An 18,375-nucleotide genomic window follows, 5' to 3' on the forward strand; every position below is an offset into this window, starting at 1 on the left:
CGAGGCGGCGCTGCTCGCGGCGGGGTGGGAATGGGTCAAGCCCGATCCCTATGACGACGCCTATTATCGCCGCTGGATGCACGAGCTGCCGCCGCTGATTCACCGCGAGCGAGACCGCATGATCGACGTTCATCACACGATCCTGCCGCTCACCGCACGCGTCGCGCCCGACGCCGATGCGCTGATCGCGGATGCTTTGCCGCTCGCTGATGGACTGGCGATGCTCAGCCCGCAGGATATGATTTGTCACGCCGCTGCGCATCTGATCGCCGATGGGGACTTGGCGGGCGGTATGCGCAACTTGTGGGACATCCATTGCCTCGTCGAGGAATTCGGCGTCGAGGGGCTCGCCGAGCGCGCGCGGCATCACGGCTTGGGGCCTGCCTTGGCGCGCGCCATCCGGCTCGCGACCGCGCTCTATGACACCGACGGCGGCGGCGCCTGGGGTGCCCTCAGCGCCACCGATCGCCTGTTCCTGCACCGCGTCACCGCGCGCGACGGCTGGGGTCGCACCACGCGCCCCGTCACGCGGCTGGGCTTCTATATCCGCAGCCATTGGCTCCGCATGCCGCCCGCCATGCTCGCCCGCCATCTCTGGGCCAAATGGCGCAAGGGTCATTCGGGGCTTTAGCCTTGGCGAATCGCTCGCTAGCGTGCGCGCAAAAGGGAGAGAGCGACATGCGCCACATCGCCGTGATTGGGTCAGGCCCCGCAGGCTATTACACGGCAGAGGCATGCCAGAAGTTGTTCGGCGATGCCGTGCGGATCGACATCATCGATCAGTTGCCGGTGCCTTACGGCCTGATCCGCTTCGGCGTCGCGCCCGACCATCAGTCGATCAAAGGCGTCTCGCGCCGCTACGAAGCCGTGGCGCTGACCGACAATGTCCGCTTCGTCGGCAATGTCCGGCTGGGACGCGACCTGAGCATCGACGAGTTGCATGACCTGTACGACGCCGTGGTGCTGGCGACCGGCGCGCCCCACGACCGCGCGCTCGGCATTCCGGGGGAGGATTTGCGCGGTGTGATCGGCTCGGCGGCCTTTGTCGGCTGGTATAATGGCCATCCCGATCATGAGACGCTCGCACCACCGCTCGGCGGTCCCGATGTCGCGGTGATCGGCGTCGGCAATGTCGCGCTCGACGTCGCGCGCATCCTGTCGAAGACGCGCGCCGAATTTGCCGGATCGGACATTACCGCGCCCGCGCTCGACGCACTCGACGCGGCGACGATCCGCCGTATCACGATCCTCGGGCGGCGCGGGCCGCATCAGATCGCGATGACGCCCAAGGAACTGGGTGAACTCGGCCATCTCGCGCGCTCGGCGCCGCAGGTCGATCCGGCCGACCTGCCGCCGGTCGAGGCCGATGCCGCGCTCGAGCCGGGACTGCGCAAGTCGGTTGCGCATCTGCGGGAGTTCACCACACTGCCGCCCAAGCCAATGACGGTGGCGTTCGATTTTTTCGCAGCACCAGTGCGGATCGAGGGCAATGGCCACGCCGAACGCGTCATCGTCGAGCGCACGCGGCTCGACGAACTCGGCGGCGTCAGCGGCACGGGCGAGACCTATGCCGTCCCGGCGGGCCTGATCGTCAGCTGCATCGGCTACAAGACGCCGCCGATTCCTGGCGTGCCCTATGATGAGCGCGCGGGGCGCTTCGCCAATGTCGACGGGCTGATCGCGCCGGGGCTCTATGCGGTCGGCTGGGCGCGGCGCGGGCCGACGGGCACGATCGGCACCAACCGACCCGACGGCCAGGCGGTTGCCGATCGGATCGGCGCCGAAGTGGCGGGCGGCAGCGGCAAGGAAGGGCGTCCCGGCCTCGACCGGCTGCTTTCCGCGCGGGGAATTGATATCGTGACCTTTCGCGACTGGAAAAAGATCGAAGCCGCCGAAATCGCCCGCGCCCGCGACGGCGCCCCGCGCGAGAAATTCACCTCAATGGCGGCGATGCTGGCAGCGCTGGCGGATTAGCGGGGGTTGGGCTGAATTGACCCACTCCAAGCCGTGCGACCTGAGCTTGTCGAAGGGCCGTTCTTCTCTTGCCCACGGCTCGCCAAAGAAGGTCGGTGCTTCGACAAGCTCAGCACGAACGGATCAGGGGTGAGTCCTTTCGACTGAGGCTGGCAGAAGCGAGCTTCGGCGGCAGGCTTGCGCCTTGTTGGGCAGGGCGCGATCATTTTGACCTTGATAGCACGGCATCGCCAAGCTAGGCGCGTCCCCCTGCAATGTGTCGGGGCGTGGCGCAGTCTGGTAGCGCACTGGTCTCGGGGTCCAGGGGTCGTAGGTTCGAATCCTATCGCCCCGACCATTGCGGTGGCCCCTTTGATCAAGAGCGGCGCACCCCGGATAGTCTTCCAAAGGGACCGAACACGGCTCGCGATGGCCACAGCCTTGCCAAGGCGGTGAGAATGGCGATGAAAATCCCGTCCATGCTACAGCGTGACAGCCCCCCGGCACATTCCCAATCCACCTCAAGGGCTATGATTACGCGCGCGCGACCGCACCTGTCCGTCGTCAGAACATTTGGCACAGGTCGCGGCGTAGAATAGCGGAGTGCGGGTCTCGTCTGGGGGTTGATGTTAAGCGGCGAGCTTGCGGTGTTGCAAGCGCCGATATTCGATGGTCTGTCGCTTGATCCTTTCACGCTGTTTGATGATGGTGAGGCCCTGCCGAAGTAGGCGTCGGCGGGCGTCACGTTGCACAGCGCTTCGTGATAACGCTGGTGATTGTAATGCTCGACGAAGGCCTCGATCTGGGCCTCAAGGTCGCCGGGCAGGAATTGCGGGGACACCTTACGCGACGCACCCCATATCCCTTCCAATGTAGGAAAACCTCTGCAACGATCTTCGCTGCTCTTTGGCAATCGATCCCGACTCGCCGCGCGCGCGGCGTCGCTATGGACCGACCCCCTATGTGAGGTCATAACCTTTGTAACCTTTCGTGCGGTCACGGCCCGCGCTGAACGCGCGTTTTGGCCGGATCGCCATCGCGAAATTGGTCAGGTCGCTTGCGCCTCCGTCACCAAGGCACAAATCGTCCCCCGGACGATTTGAGTCCTTGGTGACCCCTACGGGATCGTTAGATCTCATCTAAGTATCTGATTTATCACAATAAAATCAGATAACGTTTCAGCTTATGCCATCAGAGATACCATCAATATCGTCGGAGCTACTGGTATTTGTTGGCAAGAAAGTTAAAAGAACGGTGAGCTGGTTTTTACGCAAGCCGCCGCGTGTCTATAACCCGTATTGGGCCGGTTCCCGAATGGCCGCTTCGAAGCGGAACAAGAAAGCTAGCAGCCCTAACTCAATGATTATCGTTCTGGCACACTCCTAAATCGCCGACCTATGACATCCTCTAGTGCCGCGCTGCCACTTTTATCCCCAACAGAGCATTGCGGGCCTTGTTGACCTCTAGCTGATAGCCGACGCGGTCTGCATGGCGGATAGCGCGCTGCAGCAGAAACTCTCCGGACGCATCGCCCTGGCGGACCATGATCGATCCCATCAGCGTTCGTAGCGAAATGAGCATCAACGTCATCCCGTTACGTTTGGCGTGCTGCATTGCTTGGGTCGTCAATGCCGCAGCAACTGTTAGGTCTTCGCGCTCCATCCGCCATTCGGCCTCGCGTCGAAGTGCTGTCACCTGCACGCGGGGGACCTTCATCGTCTCGGCATATTGCCGGGCTTCGCGGAAGACTGTCGCTACAAAAGCTGGGTCTGTCTCACGTTGTAACTCGGTCATTGTAAGGCGCGCGCGCCAGACGACGTCGATCTGGAGCGCACTTTCGGCCTCTGCGATAGCGAGATTCAGATAGTGACGGGCATCGTCCCGATCAGGCATGGATAAAGCAAGCGAACCCAGCCGCCAATAAAATAGAGCCAGCGCACGTTGCTGGCCGGAATCAATCAGGCCTCGGATGGCATATTTGTAGCGACGTCGCGCGATTTCAAGATGACCGCCCAGCGCGTCGACTAAACCTAAGTAGCCAATGATAATCGGCTTGCATATCAGATCGTCATTATTGGCGCGGATAGCATCATTCCCGATCTTTAGACGAGGTTCGTCAATCACCGTTTCGAGATGGGAGAGCTGCGACCGCGCCTCGGCAATGCGACCGCGCTCAATCCTGAGAAACGCTTGGTTGATCACCAGCCTCCGCCAAGTATGGTGCGAACCAAGGCCCTTGAAGCGGACGCGAGCATTTTCCGCCTCTCGGAAGCTTCGCTCGGCGGCCCTTAGATTACCCTGCAGAAGTGCAATGACCCCTGCCTCGTTGAGCAGCCAGATCAGTTCGCCACTGTAAAGTGCCGCTTCCTTGTTGTCCGCGCCTGCCTTGTTGTCCCTAGGCTGTCCTCCGACAAGTGCTTTGATACAATCATCTATGAGTTGTCGATCAACACCGAGGGCAATCAACTCGTGTCTCATTTGCTCGGAAAGGCGTTGAACCTCCCGGGTCCGTTCAAGCAGGCGATCGACGCGCTTTCGATGCTGCTCAAACTGAGCACGGACCCCATTGTCCAACGAGCCAGATGAAGGATCAGTCGAGACTAGCGTTGCAGCTGAAAAGAAGCCACGCACAATCGCCGCAGCGGCCCTGAGGGCTTCATTCATAGGAACCGAAGCCATCAGCGCGAGCCGTTCGACCCGTTCAACGCACTCGACCTGCCCCGCCTTTTCAGCCAAAAGTGGTGCGAGTTCTTCGGAGGGGCTGCCACCCAGCGCCTTTAGGTAGGCGATCGTCGCAGCCGCACCAGGCTCGAGAATTCCGTCCTTCCACGCCGCGCGCAGGTGGCCCACGGTCTGAGCTAAAGTCTGGCTAACGTCCTGATCGGGAAGGACAAGGTCGGTCGGCATTGACGCGGCAAGCGTTAGGGTGAAGCTGTTCGATAGTTGCTCCTCGCCAGACCGCACCCCGGCGCGTTCGCGTAGTTCCGCTAGCACAGTTCGGGGTAGCGCCAGCCGAAACAACGATCCATTATTGCTCTTGTCTTTTTGCCCGTAGGGAAACGGCAAGACGTCCATTGCCAGTCCCGCTGCTACCAAACGTTGACATGAAGCGATAACGGCATCGTCGTTAGAACATGAAGTGTTTTGAGCAGCACGGGAGATGTCTGGCATACTTAACAGCACTGAACGACCGACAGGCTGACCGACATAGGCGAGATTCTGAAGTATCTGGCGATCAAGCTCGGCGCAGGCGCGCGTCTCCGAAGGACTATTGCCAGAAAGCGGAATAATCTCGTGCCAGTGTTTTAGTACCAAGCTAATCAGCCAGCTGCTAGCCGGAGAGCGAGCGCCATTGGGTACATAGGGTGCTTTCGGATAGAGTTTCCAATCGTCTATCTTGGATTTTAATTTTTCGCTTTGAGCGTGCTTATGAACATAGTCCCAAATCTGGATGAGTAATCCACCGTATGACTTGCTGAGCAACACCTTTTTTGGGTGGTACGGTATTCTAATTCCAGTCGATACCTGCTCGACCCAATTGATGGCGCTCTCCGTCCCAGCGATCAAAACATGCCACCCCTTCTTCAGTACGTCGGGATGGAGCAACATCTTCGTAATCAGTTCAATTTCGGGCGTAAGGGCCTTTGACTGAGCGTCTAGTAGTCTCTCTATCCCCGAAATCACGATGAGTGGCGGGTGATTGCCTAAAGGCACGCCCTTCATAAGCGCAGATCGCAAATCATTCAGGCGATCCTTGAGCGGTGCACCCTCTTTGGAGGAGGCGACGCCATGGGTAAACATGAGAATCTGGAAAATGGCAGAATCAAACTCTAGCGCCATCGCACAGTTGATGTAACAATACTGTGGAGAATCAAGCTTATCGAGACGTTTCCGCACGCCGCTCAATATTGCACCCTTACCGGACCCCATTTCACCTACTAAAAAAGTTGCCCCATTGTGCTCGATTGAACACATAATTTCTTCGATAGCAGTGCCGATCTGCTTAGGGAATTGAGGTTCTGTCGCAAATTGTATAGCATGCCTGACAGACGTTGATCGAAAATTCGGCTTTCCTGCCTCTCGCACGTCGCCATCCTGGACGGTCCTTGACTCCGCGAACCCTAACCCCTCAATATTCTGATAAGTAGTTTCGGCAAACCGATTCAAAACTTGTTTCTCAAGTCGACGGATTTCGTGAATTAAGCATTGCGTGTAATGTTTGCTTATTAAATAATTTAAATAATCTTCGAATAAGTGAAAGTTACGCCTATTTACAATTATATTTCCCGATTCGATACCGCTCAAAAGCCAATCGAAAGCTAAATCATCTAACATTATGTCTTTAGCAACGTCTGAATTGCGACACTCCTCTATTACATTTTTCAGTGATTTACGCTGATTTTTTGAAGAATTTATTCGGCTATTTTTGTCAGGATTGATAGCTTTAATAAATGCGTCGAGGGCTGACACCTTTCGGTTGAAAGCCCCATTGCCATGCCGGGGATGGCCAGCATCGAAAAGATGAATGCCATATTGTCGGAACAGTCCAAACTGGCGTCGCCACGCGTTGACGCCGCCATCTTTTTCGTAACCCTTATCGCCTTTGGACCCGTCAAACACCATGATCGCGAACGCCGGATCATCAAGCGCGGCACGGCCTTCTCCCACCAACTGGCGCAATGGTCGCGTGATTTCCGGTTCATTCAGTCCCAGGCCAATAAACAGGATGGGGTTTCCTGTAAGGATGACATCCAGCGCCTGCTCAAGCGTTGTACGGCTGTAATTATTGTGGCGGTAGACGCGATTGAGGTCGTCATCGGTAAGGACCATTGACTCCGGAACATCGGCGCGCCCGTGCTGATGGACGATCTGGATTGGAAAATCGGGCGAGTTGAGCGCAAATTCGAACAGATTCGCTACAGCAGAAGCCTGATAGATTTCGCTCGAGGCCGTCAAGCCATCGGAAAGGCGTCGCTTGACACCTGCCGTCGTGGAGGTCCCGCCATTCAGCGGAGCCGGGTCACCATGAAGCACCATGTCGCTCAGCGCGTCGTCGAAACCGTAATGGGCACCCTTGATCGCGCGGACATCATCAAACATTAACGCCCGCTCGAGTTCATGGTCATAGTTGAGGGTAATGAACCGCTGGATGCCAAGTTTTTCGTGGATTTCGCGGATCGGATCATCCAGAGGGCGAAGGCATGACGGCCCTTGATGTTCGACCCCCGCGAACGCCTTCCAAATCGCGGAAGCATTAAACTTGTTATCGTACCCGCGCCTTACGGCGAGAAACAGCGCCACCAGACTGCGCCGATCCGGAGGCAGAGTTGTTAGATTATTACTAGTTTCAGTCTGATAAGTCGCTTTCAATCGGTCAATTATACCATCGAACCTTTGATCTGGCAGAATATAGACCAGCATGTCGAAACTGTAAAACCGCGCAAGAACTTCATCGAACTCTTTATCGGTATTGCTGTATAGGTGGTTTTTAATATCTTTGTTTAGGGGTTGCTTGATGGAGCCAACAATTCTTGTCTGCATCTCTCGGGCAAGCCGGAACCTTTCCTTGCCAAACAGCCTGGCCATAAAGCCCTTGAAATCATCACCCAATTTGTCTCGATATATTTCGGCAACGCAGGCGTGCGCAGTGTCAATACCGTCCTTCGCAATCTGCATCGCGAGATATTGCTCATCGCTGCCAATGGCATCTTTCGACTTGTAGGCTTTTATTGAGCGCCTGGCACGACCAATCCTTGCCAAATTGTGAGATTTTGACGAGGTGTGGGGGGCGTCCTTCCATGATTGCTCCGCCAAGTTAACCTGTCGTAGTGCTTCATCGAGCCCTTCTTTAGTCGCTTTCGACCAACTGATTCCGCCGTACGGAACGGAAAGACCTGACCCTACAACAGCAATTGGCGTCTGTTGCTTTAATCGCATGTCAGCATAGACAGTTCGCGCTATGGAATCGAGGCGCTCAATCTCCCGTTGGTTCTCATCATGCCCCCCCACAAAATCATCCTCCCCGCAAACTCGTCAACGCATCTACAATTTCACAGATTTGTGATGAGTGCGAACAGTTTGTCGGGCTTCTACCAGCTGGCGTGTGTTCGCGAACGTCTGGTGTTGGGCATACAGTTCATAACTCGGAATGTCTGATATTTGGGAATTACGCCGCCTAGCTGAGACTCGCTAGCTCCCAAACACGCGAAGGCTGTTTCGAGGTGACCACCTGCATCAAAGCCGGGTGCGAGCAGACAGTCTGTACTACATGGGATTCGGGATGTTTCCAATTGCTATAGCTGTCGGCGGCGGCCACGCAAAGCTGGGGGTTCACAGCCTTCAGCAGGTCAACGTGAAAATTATGCTCGGATCCGTGATGCGGCAGCGTGAGAGTCGCGACCTGATCCAACAGGCCCGTATAGTGAGCTAGGAAATTTTTTCGGCGCGCGACATGCTTGAGTGCAGCGTCGCCTGTGGCGAGCCAGGCAATCCTGCCCGACCCCCCGTGCCATCCGATCCCGCCGATGGTCCCCCGCAGCGTTCGCCGCTCCCCGGCAACCATAGACCGAGCCGGTCCCGAATAGAGGCTCATCGACGTCACGTTCAGGTCGCGCGCGAGCTTCGCATAGGCAGTCGCCAGACAGTCGACCTTGTCGATCACGAGATCCGTGACATAGCCGGTGGAGGTGAGCAGCGGTTCCAACAACTTCGCTGTCATCTTGAGCTCCTTCGCGAGCGCAGAAATGAAGCGCTTTCGCTGGCTCGCGATCATGGGGTCTACATATGGTGCCATCAACCACGCACCCCACGTTGAGCTACTCGCTGGACTCGAAACAGCGACGGACGCCGTCGCCATCATTGCCATCGTGTCGGGAATAACCGTGACGCCGGTCCAGCTGTCTGCAGCCATTTGCATCACGCGCGGGTGCCCCCGCCCGACCAGAAACCAGCTTGGACCGTCCTCGCCGTCCGCGCCCTTGGGGAACGGGTCCTTCCGGCTGCCGTCGGATGGTTCGATAGGGCCTTCCCCTCCGCCGGGGGCTCCACCCTCTCCGCCAGGCTCGATGAAAAGAATCTGCCGCGGCCTGAAGCGACTGAGTGCCGAGGCGGGATCGACGATCAAGTCACGATAGAAGCCGTTTTGCGCAGAAGCCGGATCCTCGACTGCGGTCCAACCGTAAGCGATCAAACGGTCTTTCACATTTAGTAGCGGTAGGACGATCGTATCGACTTCTTGGAGTCCCAGCAGCCGCTCCACGCCATTCACATGGTCGGCATGCACATGTGACAGAAAAAGGAGATCGAGCTTCTCGACGCCATAAAGCCTCGCGACACGGTGATATTTGTCGATCTCGCGATTTCGCGCATCGGCATATTTTGCCATCGCGCCGCAATCATAGACATAGGATAGGCGAAGCCGTTGTTCCTTCAGCAAAAACGCGGAGTGGAAAAACCCCTGCCCGACTGGGTTCTGTCGGCGATGATTCTCAATTCCCAATTGCGATACACCCAGTTACCATTCGAATGCTTTTGCCAGAAGTTACCTAACAGCGAAGCCCCAAAGCCAGCTGCTCGAGTATGCCTTCAATTTCGCGGCGAAGTACATAAGCTAATTGGTTGCCGGTCTTGCCGCCGAACAGCTTAGGTTGGACGCATGGCGGGAAGTCAGCCGCGAAGTTTCGCATCCTCGACACCGTAGAACATCGGATTGCGCAGCCAGTCGGCGATTGCTGACTCTCGCCAGCCGACGCACCGCGTGGCAATGCGAACCTGTGCTGGAAACGTTCCCTGATCGACTTTGCGGTAAAGGGTCGAGCGGCTGAGGCCGGTACGATCTAGCACTGTATTGAGGCGGAGGATGCGATCTGGGGTGTCCGTGGTCATCGGGTTTTCCTGAATTTGTTGGGTTGAGTTCGCTCCCTATGAATGGATTTGAGATCAGCGGTTTCGACCGTCAAGAGTGCCAAAAACAGTGTCAGTTCAACGAACTAAGCCGTAGCTAGCCGTAGCTGGCCGTAGGCCGCCGTTAATGCTCATGCGTGCGATAAAATAAATCTTGAGGAACTGACGTCCCCGCGCTGGAGCGCGGTCGTGCTCTATGTCGCTTACGCTCCACCGAGCCACCTTCGGAGTCTCGTCGGCCAAGCCGTGACGATCGCATGACGCAGGGATTGCTCCAGTGGATCAATCCGCCGGTCGTGCCGACCGGCATGCGGTCAGCACGCTTGCGCGCGCTGGCGTTGGCGCGCCGCGGCGCGGTCTGGCGGGGGAGCGTCGCTGCCCTGTAGGCCCGCCGCGCCAGGCCGCAACCGGCTGCGCCGGTCCTCCACGCTGTTCCGGCCCTGCGGGTGCGGCCCGCCGCATTGCGCGGGCCTGTCGGTTCGCTCCTGTCGCTCCCCCGCCATTCCGGCCGGGCTGCGGTGTGAAGGAGTGAAGTCATGGAACTCAAGCATATCGATATTGCCAATCTGTCTGTGTCGCCTGCCAACATGCGCGCAAAGGGCAAGGCCCCCGACATTGCCAACATCCTGCCGTCGATCCGGGCGCGCGGCGTGCTGGTCCCGCTGATCGTGCGGGCAAATGGCAGTCCCGACACCTACGAGATCGTCGCGGGCAAGCGGCGCTATCATGCGGCACTGGCAGTCGCATCAGAGGGCGGCGAGGTTGAGCCGCTGCCATGTGCGGTGATGGCGGCGGGGGATGATGCGGCGGCGCTGGAGGCATCGCTGATCGAGAACATCGCGCGGGTCGATCCCGACGAGGTCACCCGCTGGGAAAGCTTCACCCGGCTTGTCCGCGAAGGACGCACTCCCGAGGGTATCGCACTGACCTTCGGGCTGACCGAATTACAGGTGAAGCGCACACTGGCTTTGGGCAATCTCTTGCCCCGAATCCGCTCGCTCTATCGGCGCGGTGACATCGACGCGGCGGCAGTGCGGCACCTGACCCTTGCTACCAAGGCGCGCCAGCGTGAGTGGCTGGCGTTGCTCGACGACGAGACCGCCTATTGCCCGAGCGGTCATGCGCTCAAGGCATGGCTGTTCGGTGGGGCATCGATCCCCGTGACGGCGGCGCTGTTCGACATCGCTTCCTACGAGGGCGAGATCGTGTCGGACCTTTTCGGCGACGAGCGCTATTTCGCCGATGTGTCGGCCTTCTGGGCTGCGCAGACCGCTGCCATCGAGGCAAAGGCCGAGGCGTATCGCGAGGCGGACTGGGAGGTCATCGTCATGCCCACCGGCGAGGCGTTCCACAGCTGGGAATATGGGCGCGCCCCCAAGCGAAAGAGTGGCAAGGTTTTCATTGCCGTCAGCCATCGCGGCGATGTCGCGATTCACGAAGGTTATGTGACCCTGAAAGAAGCGCGCAAGCGGTTGGCGGGCGAGAATGGCGAGGGAATGTCCAAGCCGGTTCGACCCGAGGTGAGCGCCCCGATCCAGAACTATGTCGATGTCCACCGGCATGCCGCCGTCCGGAATGCGGTGGCGAGCAATGCGTCGGTCGCGTTGCGGCTGGCGGTCGCGCACATGGTTGTCGGATCGAGCCTTTGGAATGTTCGGACCGAGCCGCAGCGTGCCGCGAGCGATGCGATTGCCGAAAGCATCGAGAACAGCCGTGCTGAAGCCGCGTTTGATCAGCGACGTCGAGCGGTGCTGGCGATCCTTGGGTTCGATGCCGAGACACCGACCGTGACCGGCGGCTATGACGGCGATCATGGCGTGGCGGGGTTGCTGGCGCGGCTGATGGCACTCCCCGATGCAGCGGTCCGCGATGTGCTGGCGATCGTCATGGCCGAGACACTGGAGGCGGGCAGCGCCGTCATCGAAATGCTGGGCATTATGCTTGGCGTCGACATGGCCACCGTCTGGCAGCCCGACGACGCCTTGCTCGACCTGATCCGCGACCGCGAGGTGCTTGGGGCCGTGCTGGCAGACGTAGCAGGCGAGGGGGTGGCGATCGCGAACGAGGCCGCGACTGGCAAGGTCAAGCGCCAGATCATCCGCGACTGCCTGACCGGCGAGAATGGACGGCCAAAGGTGGAGCACTGGATACCGCGTTGGATGGCGTTTCCGCCCAGCGCCTACACCGAGCGTGGTGGCGTCGGCACCGTGACCCGCGCGGCGCAGATCAGCGACCTTGCGGTTGAACCAGTGCACAGCCCCGAGCCGATCCGCATTGCAGCGTGAGCCATTTCCGGTGGCGGCGCAGCCGCCACCGGCTTTCCTCAACTTCGTGCTTGGGAGACCGATCATGAACGACAAACCCGAACCCGCCGACCCAGAACAGCTGGCGCGCATCGAACGTGCGCTGGCATCGCTGCCCCGGCGAACCCGGGAAATCTTCCTCGCCCACCGGCTGGACGATTACAGCTATGCAAAAATCGCGGAGATCACCGGCCTGAGCGTCGGCCAGGTCGAGCACCATATGGCCAGAGCCATTCGCCGGCTTGGCCGCTACGCGGAGGGCGATGAACGCACCGCATGGCAGCGCTGGCGGCAGTCCCATCTGCCACGCTGGTTTCGCTGACAGTACGCCGCCTCGCCCGGTGCAAACCGGGCGAGGTTGGCGCACCCCGGTCCTGTCGCTAGGAAGATATGGTGAAATCTGACCTTGATCATCTGCCGCCCTCCAAGCAAGCGGAACTGGAGCGCATCCAGCGCATATTGCTCGACGAGTTCGAGCTGGCGATCAGCACAGCGACGCAGCCGCACAAGCGCAACGGCAAGGTCTACAAGATCATACTGTTCGGCAGTTTCTCACGCGACGATTGGGTTGATGAACCCGAGAATGGCTACCAGTCCGATTACGACCTGCTCGTCGTTGTCAGCCACCGCGACCTGACCGAAATCGCCGACTACTGGTATATCGCCGAGGACAAAATGCTGCGCGATCCCGCCATCGCGCGACCCGTCAACATCATCGTGCATTCGCTCGACGAGGTGAATCAGGCGCTTGCACGCGGCGAGTATTTTTGGGTCGATATCGCGCGCGACGGTATCGCGCTCTATGATTTGCCCTGCCATCCGCTCGCGACGCCAATGCCGCTGACCCCGGCCGATGCATTTGCGATGGCGCGCGGGTACTTTGATCACTGGTTCGAGAGCGCGGGCCGCTTCCTAGCCACTGGCATTAGCCACACCGAGAAGGGTTGGAACAACGAAGCCGCGTTTGAACTGCATCAGGCGACGGAGCGCTTCTATATCTGCTTTCTCTTGGTGAAGACCCTCTATTTCCCGCGCTCTCACAATATCAAATTTCTGCGCTCGCTGGCCGAGAACAAGGAGCCAAGGCTCATCGAGGCGTGGACGCGGGACACCAAGATCGATCGGCGACGCTTCGAACTTCTAAAACGCGCATACGTCGAGGCACGCTATTCGCCCAGTTATGCAATCACCGCCGACGACCTCGACGCGCTGATTGCATCGGTCGAGCGGCTTCGCGCCATCGTCGATGCGTTGACCAACGCCCGTCTGGATGAACTCCGCAAAGCAGCGTCCGCGTAACGGCTCGCGCCGCGCGACAGGTCGCGCGGCGCTCGCGGCTTACCCTGCCTTTGGCTTGCGGCTAGCTTTGGCGGCACGACCTTGTTTGCCAAGGCCGATCTTCATCGCCATTTCGCGCCGCTGAGCCGAATAGCTTTCGGCCACCATCGGATAATCGGCCTTGAGATTATAGCGCTCGCGATACTCTTCCGGCGTGAGGCCATGCGTCGAGAGATGGCGGCGCAATGTGCGGTATGGTTTGCCGTCGATCATCGAGATGATGTGGTCCTTCGAACCAAGCGACTTGCGCACCGTCACGGCGGGCGTGAAGGTTATTGCTTCAGCATCTTCGACCGGGTCCGGCGTTGTCGTGCTTCCACCGGCAAGTTCAGTGACCGTCGCGTGCATCGAGCGAAGAAATGCCGGCACATCGTCGGCCACGATGCGGTTGTTTTGGTTGCTAAGCCAGGCGATCGTCAGTTCGGTTGCGAGCTTGATCGCGTTTAGGGAAGTTTCGTCGGACATCTTGGCTCCTGGAAGATAAGGAGGCGAACAATTGGACAATTGCTCGGGGCTCTCGCTGCTATCCGTAGCAAGAGACTGCTCCGAAATGAATGCATCTTTTGTCATGCGTCCGGCGCCTCATGATCAGCGAATGCACGACGTCCGCGCCGTCGCCAGAGCAAGGCAGCCGCATCACCATTTGCGTTGCGCAATGTTGCCGCCGCATCAACGAGAATGCCGAAGATCATCGCACGGTCATCGTCGGTCAATTCGATAAGCCCCGCCTTGGCGATGAGGCCGCCAAGCTCGATCAACTGTCGGGTGCGTTCGCGGCGCTTCACTTGCCAGTCGCGCGAGTCACGAAGGGCGCGTGTTAGTAGCAGCCGATTTCGCGCTGCCGTTGTTCGCCGCATCGCCGCGCGCGTCTCCAGCATCGCCGTGAGCAGCGCTGCGCGGCGATCGTCGAAAGAATGCCACGCCGCTCTTGCGCCACACCTCCCTTGTCGCCGTTTCTTTCGTTTGTACGGCAGCGAGCATCGCGCCCGCCAGAATTTCCACCGGCAGGGCATCCGCGCCAGTGGCCACAACAAGCTCGCCCAACTGGACGAGCTTGCGGTCTTTGAGCGCCCTGGCCTTGTCGCTCAGCGCCTTTAGTTCGGCGTCGAAGTCGCGGGGTTTTCGCATCGGTCGGTCCTTCCTTGATCGGTAAGGGCAGACCAGATATCGGGACAGTCGATCAGTCGCAATGCACTGACATCTCATGAAACTTCGGCGTCCCGAGACAGATGAAATCTTTCGAGGGCGCGCTTATACGTCGTGCCGACGTGTGCTTTGAAGTGTAAGTGGATTGCCGTCATGGCGATCTACCATTTCTCGGCAAAAGTTATCTCCCGTGCCTCAGGATCGAGCGCGGTTGCTTCCGCTGCCTATCGGTCGGCGTCGCGGCTGCGGGACGATCGGATCGACCGCCACCATGATTTTTCAAACAAGGCGGGCGTAGTTCACTCCGAGGTAATGCTGCCCGATGGTGCGCCCGATCATCTCTCCGACCGCGAGAAACTGTGGAACGCGGTTGAGGCGAGCGAGAAGCGGATCGACGCGCAACTCGCCCGAGAGATCGAGTTCGCCATCCCGCGCGACCTCGACCAGACCGAGGGTATCAGGCTCGCACGGGACTTCGTTCGCGCAGAATTTGTCGATCGCGGGATGATCGCCGATCTCAACGTGCATTGGGATGTCGGCGCCGATGGCATGCCCAAGCCGCACGCGCATATCATGCTGGCGATGCGCGACGTTGGCGAGGACGGGTTCGGGAAGAAGAACCGCGACTGGAACCGCACAGACTTGCTGGAGAAATGGCGCGAGCGCTGGAGCGAGCACGTCAACCAGCGCCTGGCCGAGTTGGATATTGATGCGCACGTCGATCACCGCTCCCTTGAGGCGCAAGGGATCGACCTAGAACCACAGCACAAGATTGGCCCCGCAGCATCGCGGATGGCGACGCAGGGGCTGGAATCCGAACGGCTCGAAGAGCATCATCAAATCGCCCGCGCGAACGGCGAGAAGATCATCGCGCAGCCAGGCATCGCGCTCGATGCGATCACGCGCACGCAAGCGACCTTCACCAACCGCGATCTGGCGATGTTCGTCCACCGGCATAGCGACGACAAGGATCAGTTCGATCGCGTGATGGCGGCGGTGAAGGCCGCGCCCGAGCTGGTCGCGCTCGGCAAGGACGGGCGCGGCGAGGACCGGTTCACTAACCGCGATATGATCGAGACCGAGCAGCGGCTTGAGCGTGCAACCAGCGTGCTGGCCAATCGTGAGCGGCATGGAGTGGCAGAGCGCCACCGCGATGTCGCGCTCGCGCGCGCGGCAGCACGCGGCATGTTCCTGTCGCCTGAGCAGCGCAGCGCGTTCGATCACGTCACCCAGGCAAACGGACTTGGGGTCGTGATCGGCTATGCCGGTACCGGCAAGTCGGCGATGCTCGGTGTTGCCCGCGAGGCATGGGAAGGGGATGGTTACGCGGTTCGTGGGGTTGCCCTGTCTGGCATCGCTGCTGAAAATCTCGAAAGCGGATCGGGCATCGCGTCGCGCACGATGGCGAGCCTCGAACATCAATGGGGACAGGGGAGGGAGCTGCTCACCAATCGCGATGTGCTCGTGATCGACGAGACGGGGATGATCGGCACGCGCCAAATGGAGCGTGTACTTTCCGAAGCCGAAAAGCGTGGTGCCAAAGTCGTGCTGGTCGGTGACACCGAACAGCTACAGGCGATCGAGGCAGGGGCGGCGTTCCGCTCGATTGCCGAGCGCCACGGCGGTGTCGAGATCACTGCCATTCGCCGCCAGCGTGAGGACTGGCAGCGTGACGCAACCCGCCAGCTCGCGACCGGGCGAACCGCCGAAGCCGTGCGCGCCTATGAGGAAGCCGATCATGTGCACGCGGCCCAAACCCGAGAGCAGGCCAGCGCCGGTCTGATCGACCGCTGGGACCGCGACCGCCAGGCGCATCCCGATGCGAGCAGCATTATCCTCACCCACACCAATGACGCCGTCCATGACCTCAACCTTGCGGCGCGCGACCGGCTACGCGCGGCGGGCGAGCTGGGCGAAGACGTCACGATCGCCGCCGAGCGTGGCCGCCGCGCGTTCGCGACTGGCGACCGGATCATGTTCCTGAAGAACGAGCGCAGCATGGGCGTAAAGAACGGGTCGCTCGGCACCGTCCAAAACCTCACGCAAACGCGCATGGCGGTCATGCTCGACGATGGCCGCTCGGTTGCATTTGACGTGAAGGATTATAGCCAGATCGATCACGGCTACGCCGCCACGATCCATAAGGCGCAGGGCGTGACGGTCGACCGCGTGCATGTACTCGCGACGCCGGGGCTCGATCGCCACGCCGCGTATGTTGCGATGTCACGGCACCGCGACCGGGTCGACCTCCACTATGGCCGCGATGACTTCGCCGATCAGGGCAAGCTGGTCCGTGTGCTCAGCCGCGAGCGGACGAAGGATATGGCATCCGACCATGCTCGCGTGCCCGATCAGGAACCCGCGCAGCCAACGCCATCGCGCAGTCGGTTCGCCGGTCTGAAGCTCAAGCCGATGGCAGTCGAGCCACAGCCGACCCCGCTCGCAAAAGCGGTCGAGCGCTATGGGCGCGCCGCCGCCGACATCGTCAGGATGCGCCGGATGAACCTCGGCGCGCTGGAACACCAGAAGATCGCGTTTGCGGAAGCCGGCAAGGTGCTCAACGCGCTGCGACCGGACAGTGCACGCGATCTGCGAAATGCCATGAACGCCGACCCGGCGCTAATCGACCAGGCGGCCAGCGGCAAGACCGCCGCTGCTATCCGCGCGATGACGCTGGAGGGGGAAATCCGCGTGGACATGGCGCAGCGCGCCGACCGGTTCGTCGCCGAGTGGCAGCAGAAGAGCCGACAGCTACAATCGCTCAATCGCACCGGCGATTACGACGCGATACACCGCGTCCAGGACAGCATGGTCGGCATGGCAAAGAGCCTTCACCGCGACCCGCAGCTCGAGTCGCTGCTTAAAAACAGGATCAAGGACCTCGGAATCGGGAGTTCGACCGGAGCATCATTGTCCCATGACCTCCAACAACTACCCAGCCTCTGGCGCGGTCGGGGATTGGGGAGATAGGCTCGATTTATGACCGACAATCTCAGCGCAACCGCTCCAGTAGATGACATCGATCAGGCATTTGAAGCGTTGCGCGGCGAGGTTAGTCTCACGCGTCGCGCGGTCGAAGGACTGACTGCGGCACGCGAGCGCGTACCGGACTATAGTGCAACGCTTGGCCAGATGGCGGAGGTGCTGAAGCGAACAGCCGAAGGCATCGATCGTGTCGAGCAAAGTCCAGCGGTTCGCCTATCGCCAGCGGCGCTGACCGATGAAATCGTTAAGGCGAGCGCAGAAGCTCGGGCTGAGGATCGCGCGCTGCTGCGCGAAACGCGCGACGCGCTGATGCGCTCGATCGGCCGCATCGACGGTATCGTCGAGCGCGGGCAGGCGGCGGATGTCCAGGTCCGGTGGCTTATCTGGACCTGCGCAGGCGGCACACTCGCCGGGATGATGCTAATGGCAATCTTGCCCGGCGCCGTTGCACGGTCGCTTCCTGCCAGCTGGCATGTGCCCGAGTGGATGGCTGCTCGAACAATCGGGTTGGATCAACGGGCAGCGGGCGAGCGGATGATCGCGACTTCTGCCCCGAACCCACCATCTGACGCCGAATAAGCGATCCAATTTCTGCCGGTCGCGGTTATCCTGCCGACGCTGAACCTGCCGTCCGTTCGATCACCGCATATCGAAGAGCGCAAGGTCATGGTTTGGGACACCGCGTAATTGATTTAGCCACCCTCGTGGCATGTTACGAAGTCGCCTTGGCGCTTCAATGCAGGAGGAT

At 60.0% G+C, this 18,375-nt stretch carries 14 protein-coding genes, 1 tRNA gene and 1 pseudogene; 9 read left to right on the forward strand and 7 right to left on the reverse strand.

Annotation, left to right across the window (positions count from 1 at the left end):
* From K2W81_RS09900 to K2W81_RS09910, 3 genes are all read left to right on the forward strand, one after another.
* On the forward strand, positions 1-631 hold a 631-nt coding region (locus tag K2W81_RS09900; RefSeq protein ID WP_294103832.1), incomplete at its 5' end, for a nucleotidyltransferase family protein.
* Positions 632-678: 47 nt separating this feature from the next.
* Entirely contained in the window at positions 679-1,974 is a 1,296-nt protein-coding gene (locus K2W81_RS09905) for an FAD-dependent oxidoreductase (RefSeq protein WP_294103833.1), read from the forward strand.
* 260 nt (positions 1,975-2,234) lie between these two features.
* Positions 2,235-2,311, forward strand: a tRNA-Pro gene (locus K2W81_RS09910).
* A 271-nt stretch (positions 2,312-2,582) separates the two neighbouring features.
* On the opposite strand, the pseudogene K2W81_RS09915 reads toward K2W81_RS09910, so the two are convergent.
* The 4 genes and pseudogenes from K2W81_RS09915 to K2W81_RS09930 all read right to left on the reverse strand — a co-directional run.
* A pseudogene (locus tag K2W81_RS09915) lies at positions 2,583-2,782 on the reverse strand (integrase core domain-containing protein); the annotation flags it as partial.
* A gap of 578 nt (positions 2,783-3,360) precedes the next feature.
* A complete protein-coding gene (locus K2W81_RS09920) occupies positions 3,361-7,890 on the reverse strand; it encodes an SIR2 family protein (protein ID WP_294103835.1) in 4,530 nt (1,509 codons plus the stop codon).
* 238 nt (positions 7,891-8,128) lie between these two features.
* On the reverse strand, positions 8,129-9,337 hold the full coding sequence (locus tag K2W81_RS09925; RefSeq protein ID WP_294103837.1) for a hypothetical protein: 1,209 nt from the start codon (positions 9,335-9,337) through the stop codon (positions 8,129-8,131).
* 281 nt (positions 9,338-9,618) lie between these two features.
* Entirely contained in the window at positions 9,619-9,837 is a 219-nt protein-coding gene (locus K2W81_RS09930) for an AlpA family transcriptional regulator (RefSeq protein ID WP_294103839.1), read from the reverse strand.
* A 275-nt stretch (positions 9,838-10,112) separates the two neighbouring features.
* Between K2W81_RS09930 and K2W81_RS09935 the strand changes: the two genes are divergently transcribed.
* From K2W81_RS09935 to K2W81_RS09950, 4 genes are all read left to right on the forward strand, one after another.
* On the forward strand, positions 10,113-10,241 hold the full coding sequence (locus tag K2W81_RS09935) for a hypothetical protein (RefSeq protein ID WP_294103841.1): 129 nt from the start codon (positions 10,113-10,115) through the stop codon (positions 10,239-10,241).
* Positions 10,242-10,391: 150 nt separating this feature from the next.
* On the forward strand, positions 10,392-12,140 hold the full coding sequence (locus K2W81_RS09940) for a ParB/RepB/Spo0J family partition protein (protein WP_294103843.1): 1,749 nt from the start codon (positions 10,392-10,394) through the stop codon (positions 12,138-12,140).
* A gap of 64 nt (positions 12,141-12,204) precedes the next feature.
* A complete protein-coding gene (locus tag K2W81_RS09945; protein WP_294103845.1) occupies positions 12,205-12,480 on the forward strand; it encodes a sigma-70 region 4 domain-containing protein in 276 nt (91 codons plus the stop codon).
* A gap of 68 nt (positions 12,481-12,548) precedes the next feature.
* Complete coding sequence (locus tag K2W81_RS09950) at positions 12,549-13,457, forward strand: HEPN domain-containing protein (protein WP_294103866.1); 909 nt, start codon at positions 12,549-12,551, stop codon at positions 13,455-13,457.
* Between the two features lie 39 nt (positions 13,458-13,496).
* Here K2W81_RS09950 and K2W81_RS09955 read toward each other — a convergent pair whose 3' ends face one another.
* The 3 genes from K2W81_RS09955 to K2W81_RS09965 form a co-directional block, all read right to left on the reverse strand.
* A complete protein-coding gene (locus K2W81_RS09955; RefSeq protein ID WP_294103876.1) occupies positions 13,497-13,961 on the reverse strand; it encodes a MucR family transcriptional regulator in 465 nt (154 codons plus the stop codon).
* A 101-nt stretch (positions 13,962-14,062) separates the two neighbouring features.
* Positions 14,063-14,281: a conjugal transfer protein TraD gene (locus tag K2W81_RS09960; RefSeq protein WP_294103868.1), complete on the reverse strand. Its 219-nt coding sequence runs from the start codon at positions 14,279-14,281 to the stop codon at positions 14,063-14,065.
* 16 nt (positions 14,282-14,297) lie between these two features.
* Positions 14,298-14,624, reverse strand: coding sequence for a conjugal transfer protein TraD (locus K2W81_RS09965; RefSeq protein WP_294103870.1), 327 nt, complete (start codon positions 14,622-14,624; stop codon positions 14,298-14,300).
* Between the two features lie 171 nt (positions 14,625-14,795).
* Here K2W81_RS09965 and traA point away from each other — a divergent pair, with 171 nt between their 5' ends.
* Entirely contained in the window at positions 14,796-17,612 is a 2,817-nt protein-coding gene (gene traA / locus K2W81_RS09970) for a Ti-type conjugative transfer relaxase TraA (RefSeq protein WP_294103872.1), read from the forward strand.
* 9 nt (positions 17,613-17,621) lie between these two features.
* Positions 17,622-18,206, forward strand: a complete 585-nt coding sequence (locus K2W81_RS09975; protein WP_294103874.1) for a DUF6118 family protein — start codon at positions 17,622-17,624, stop codon at positions 18,204-18,206.
* The last annotated feature ends 169 nt before the right edge of the window (positions 18,207-18,375 follow it).

The sequence above is a fragment of the Sphingomonas sp. genome (genome assembly GCF_019749955.1).
Taxonomy (GTDB): domain Bacteria; phylum Pseudomonadota; class Alphaproteobacteria; order Sphingomonadales; family Sphingomonadaceae; genus Sphingomonas.

Bases quoted from the DNA above. Each gene is read 5' to 3' on its own strand.
- K2W81_RS09905 (WP_294103833.1), top strand. From the start codon at position 679: ATGCGCCACATCGCCGTGATTGGGTCAGGCCCCGCAGGCTATTACACG.
- K2W81_RS09920 (WP_294103835.1), bottom strand. From the start codon at position 7,890: ATGCGATTAAAGCAACAGACGCCAATTGCTGTTGTAGGGTCAGGTCTT.
- K2W81_RS09925 (WP_294103837.1), bottom strand. From the start codon at position 9,337: ATGGCAAAATATGCCGATGCGCGAAATCGCGAGATCGACAAATATCAC.
- K2W81_RS09930 (WP_294103839.1), bottom strand. From the start codon at position 9,837: ATGACCACGGACACCCCAGATCGCATCCTCCGCCTCAATACAGTGCTA.
- K2W81_RS09935 (WP_294103841.1), top strand. From the start codon at position 10,113: ATGACGCAGGGATTGCTCCAGTGGATCAATCCGCCGGTCGTGCCGACC.
- K2W81_RS09940 (WP_294103843.1), top strand. From the start codon at position 10,392: ATGGAACTCAAGCATATCGATATTGCCAATCTGTCTGTGTCGCCTGCC.
- K2W81_RS09945 (WP_294103845.1), top strand. From the start codon at position 12,205: ATGAACGACAAACCCGAACCCGCCGACCCAGAACAGCTGGCGCGCATC.
- K2W81_RS09950 (WP_294103866.1), top strand. From the start codon at position 12,549: ATGGTGAAATCTGACCTTGATCATCTGCCGCCCTCCAAGCAAGCGGAA.
- K2W81_RS09955 (WP_294103876.1), bottom strand. From the start codon at position 13,961: ATGTCCGACGAAACTTCCCTAAACGCGATCAAGCTCGCAACCGAACTG.
- K2W81_RS09965 (WP_294103870.1), bottom strand. From the start codon at position 14,624: ATGCGAAAACCCCGCGACTTCGACGCCGAACTAAAGGCGCTGAGCGAC.
- traA (WP_294103872.1), top strand. From the start codon at position 14,796: ATGGCGATCTACCATTTCTCGGCAAAAGTTATCTCCCGTGCCTCAGGA.
- K2W81_RS09975 (WP_294103874.1), top strand. From the start codon at position 17,622: ATGACCGACAATCTCAGCGCAACCGCTCCAGTAGATGACATCGATCAG.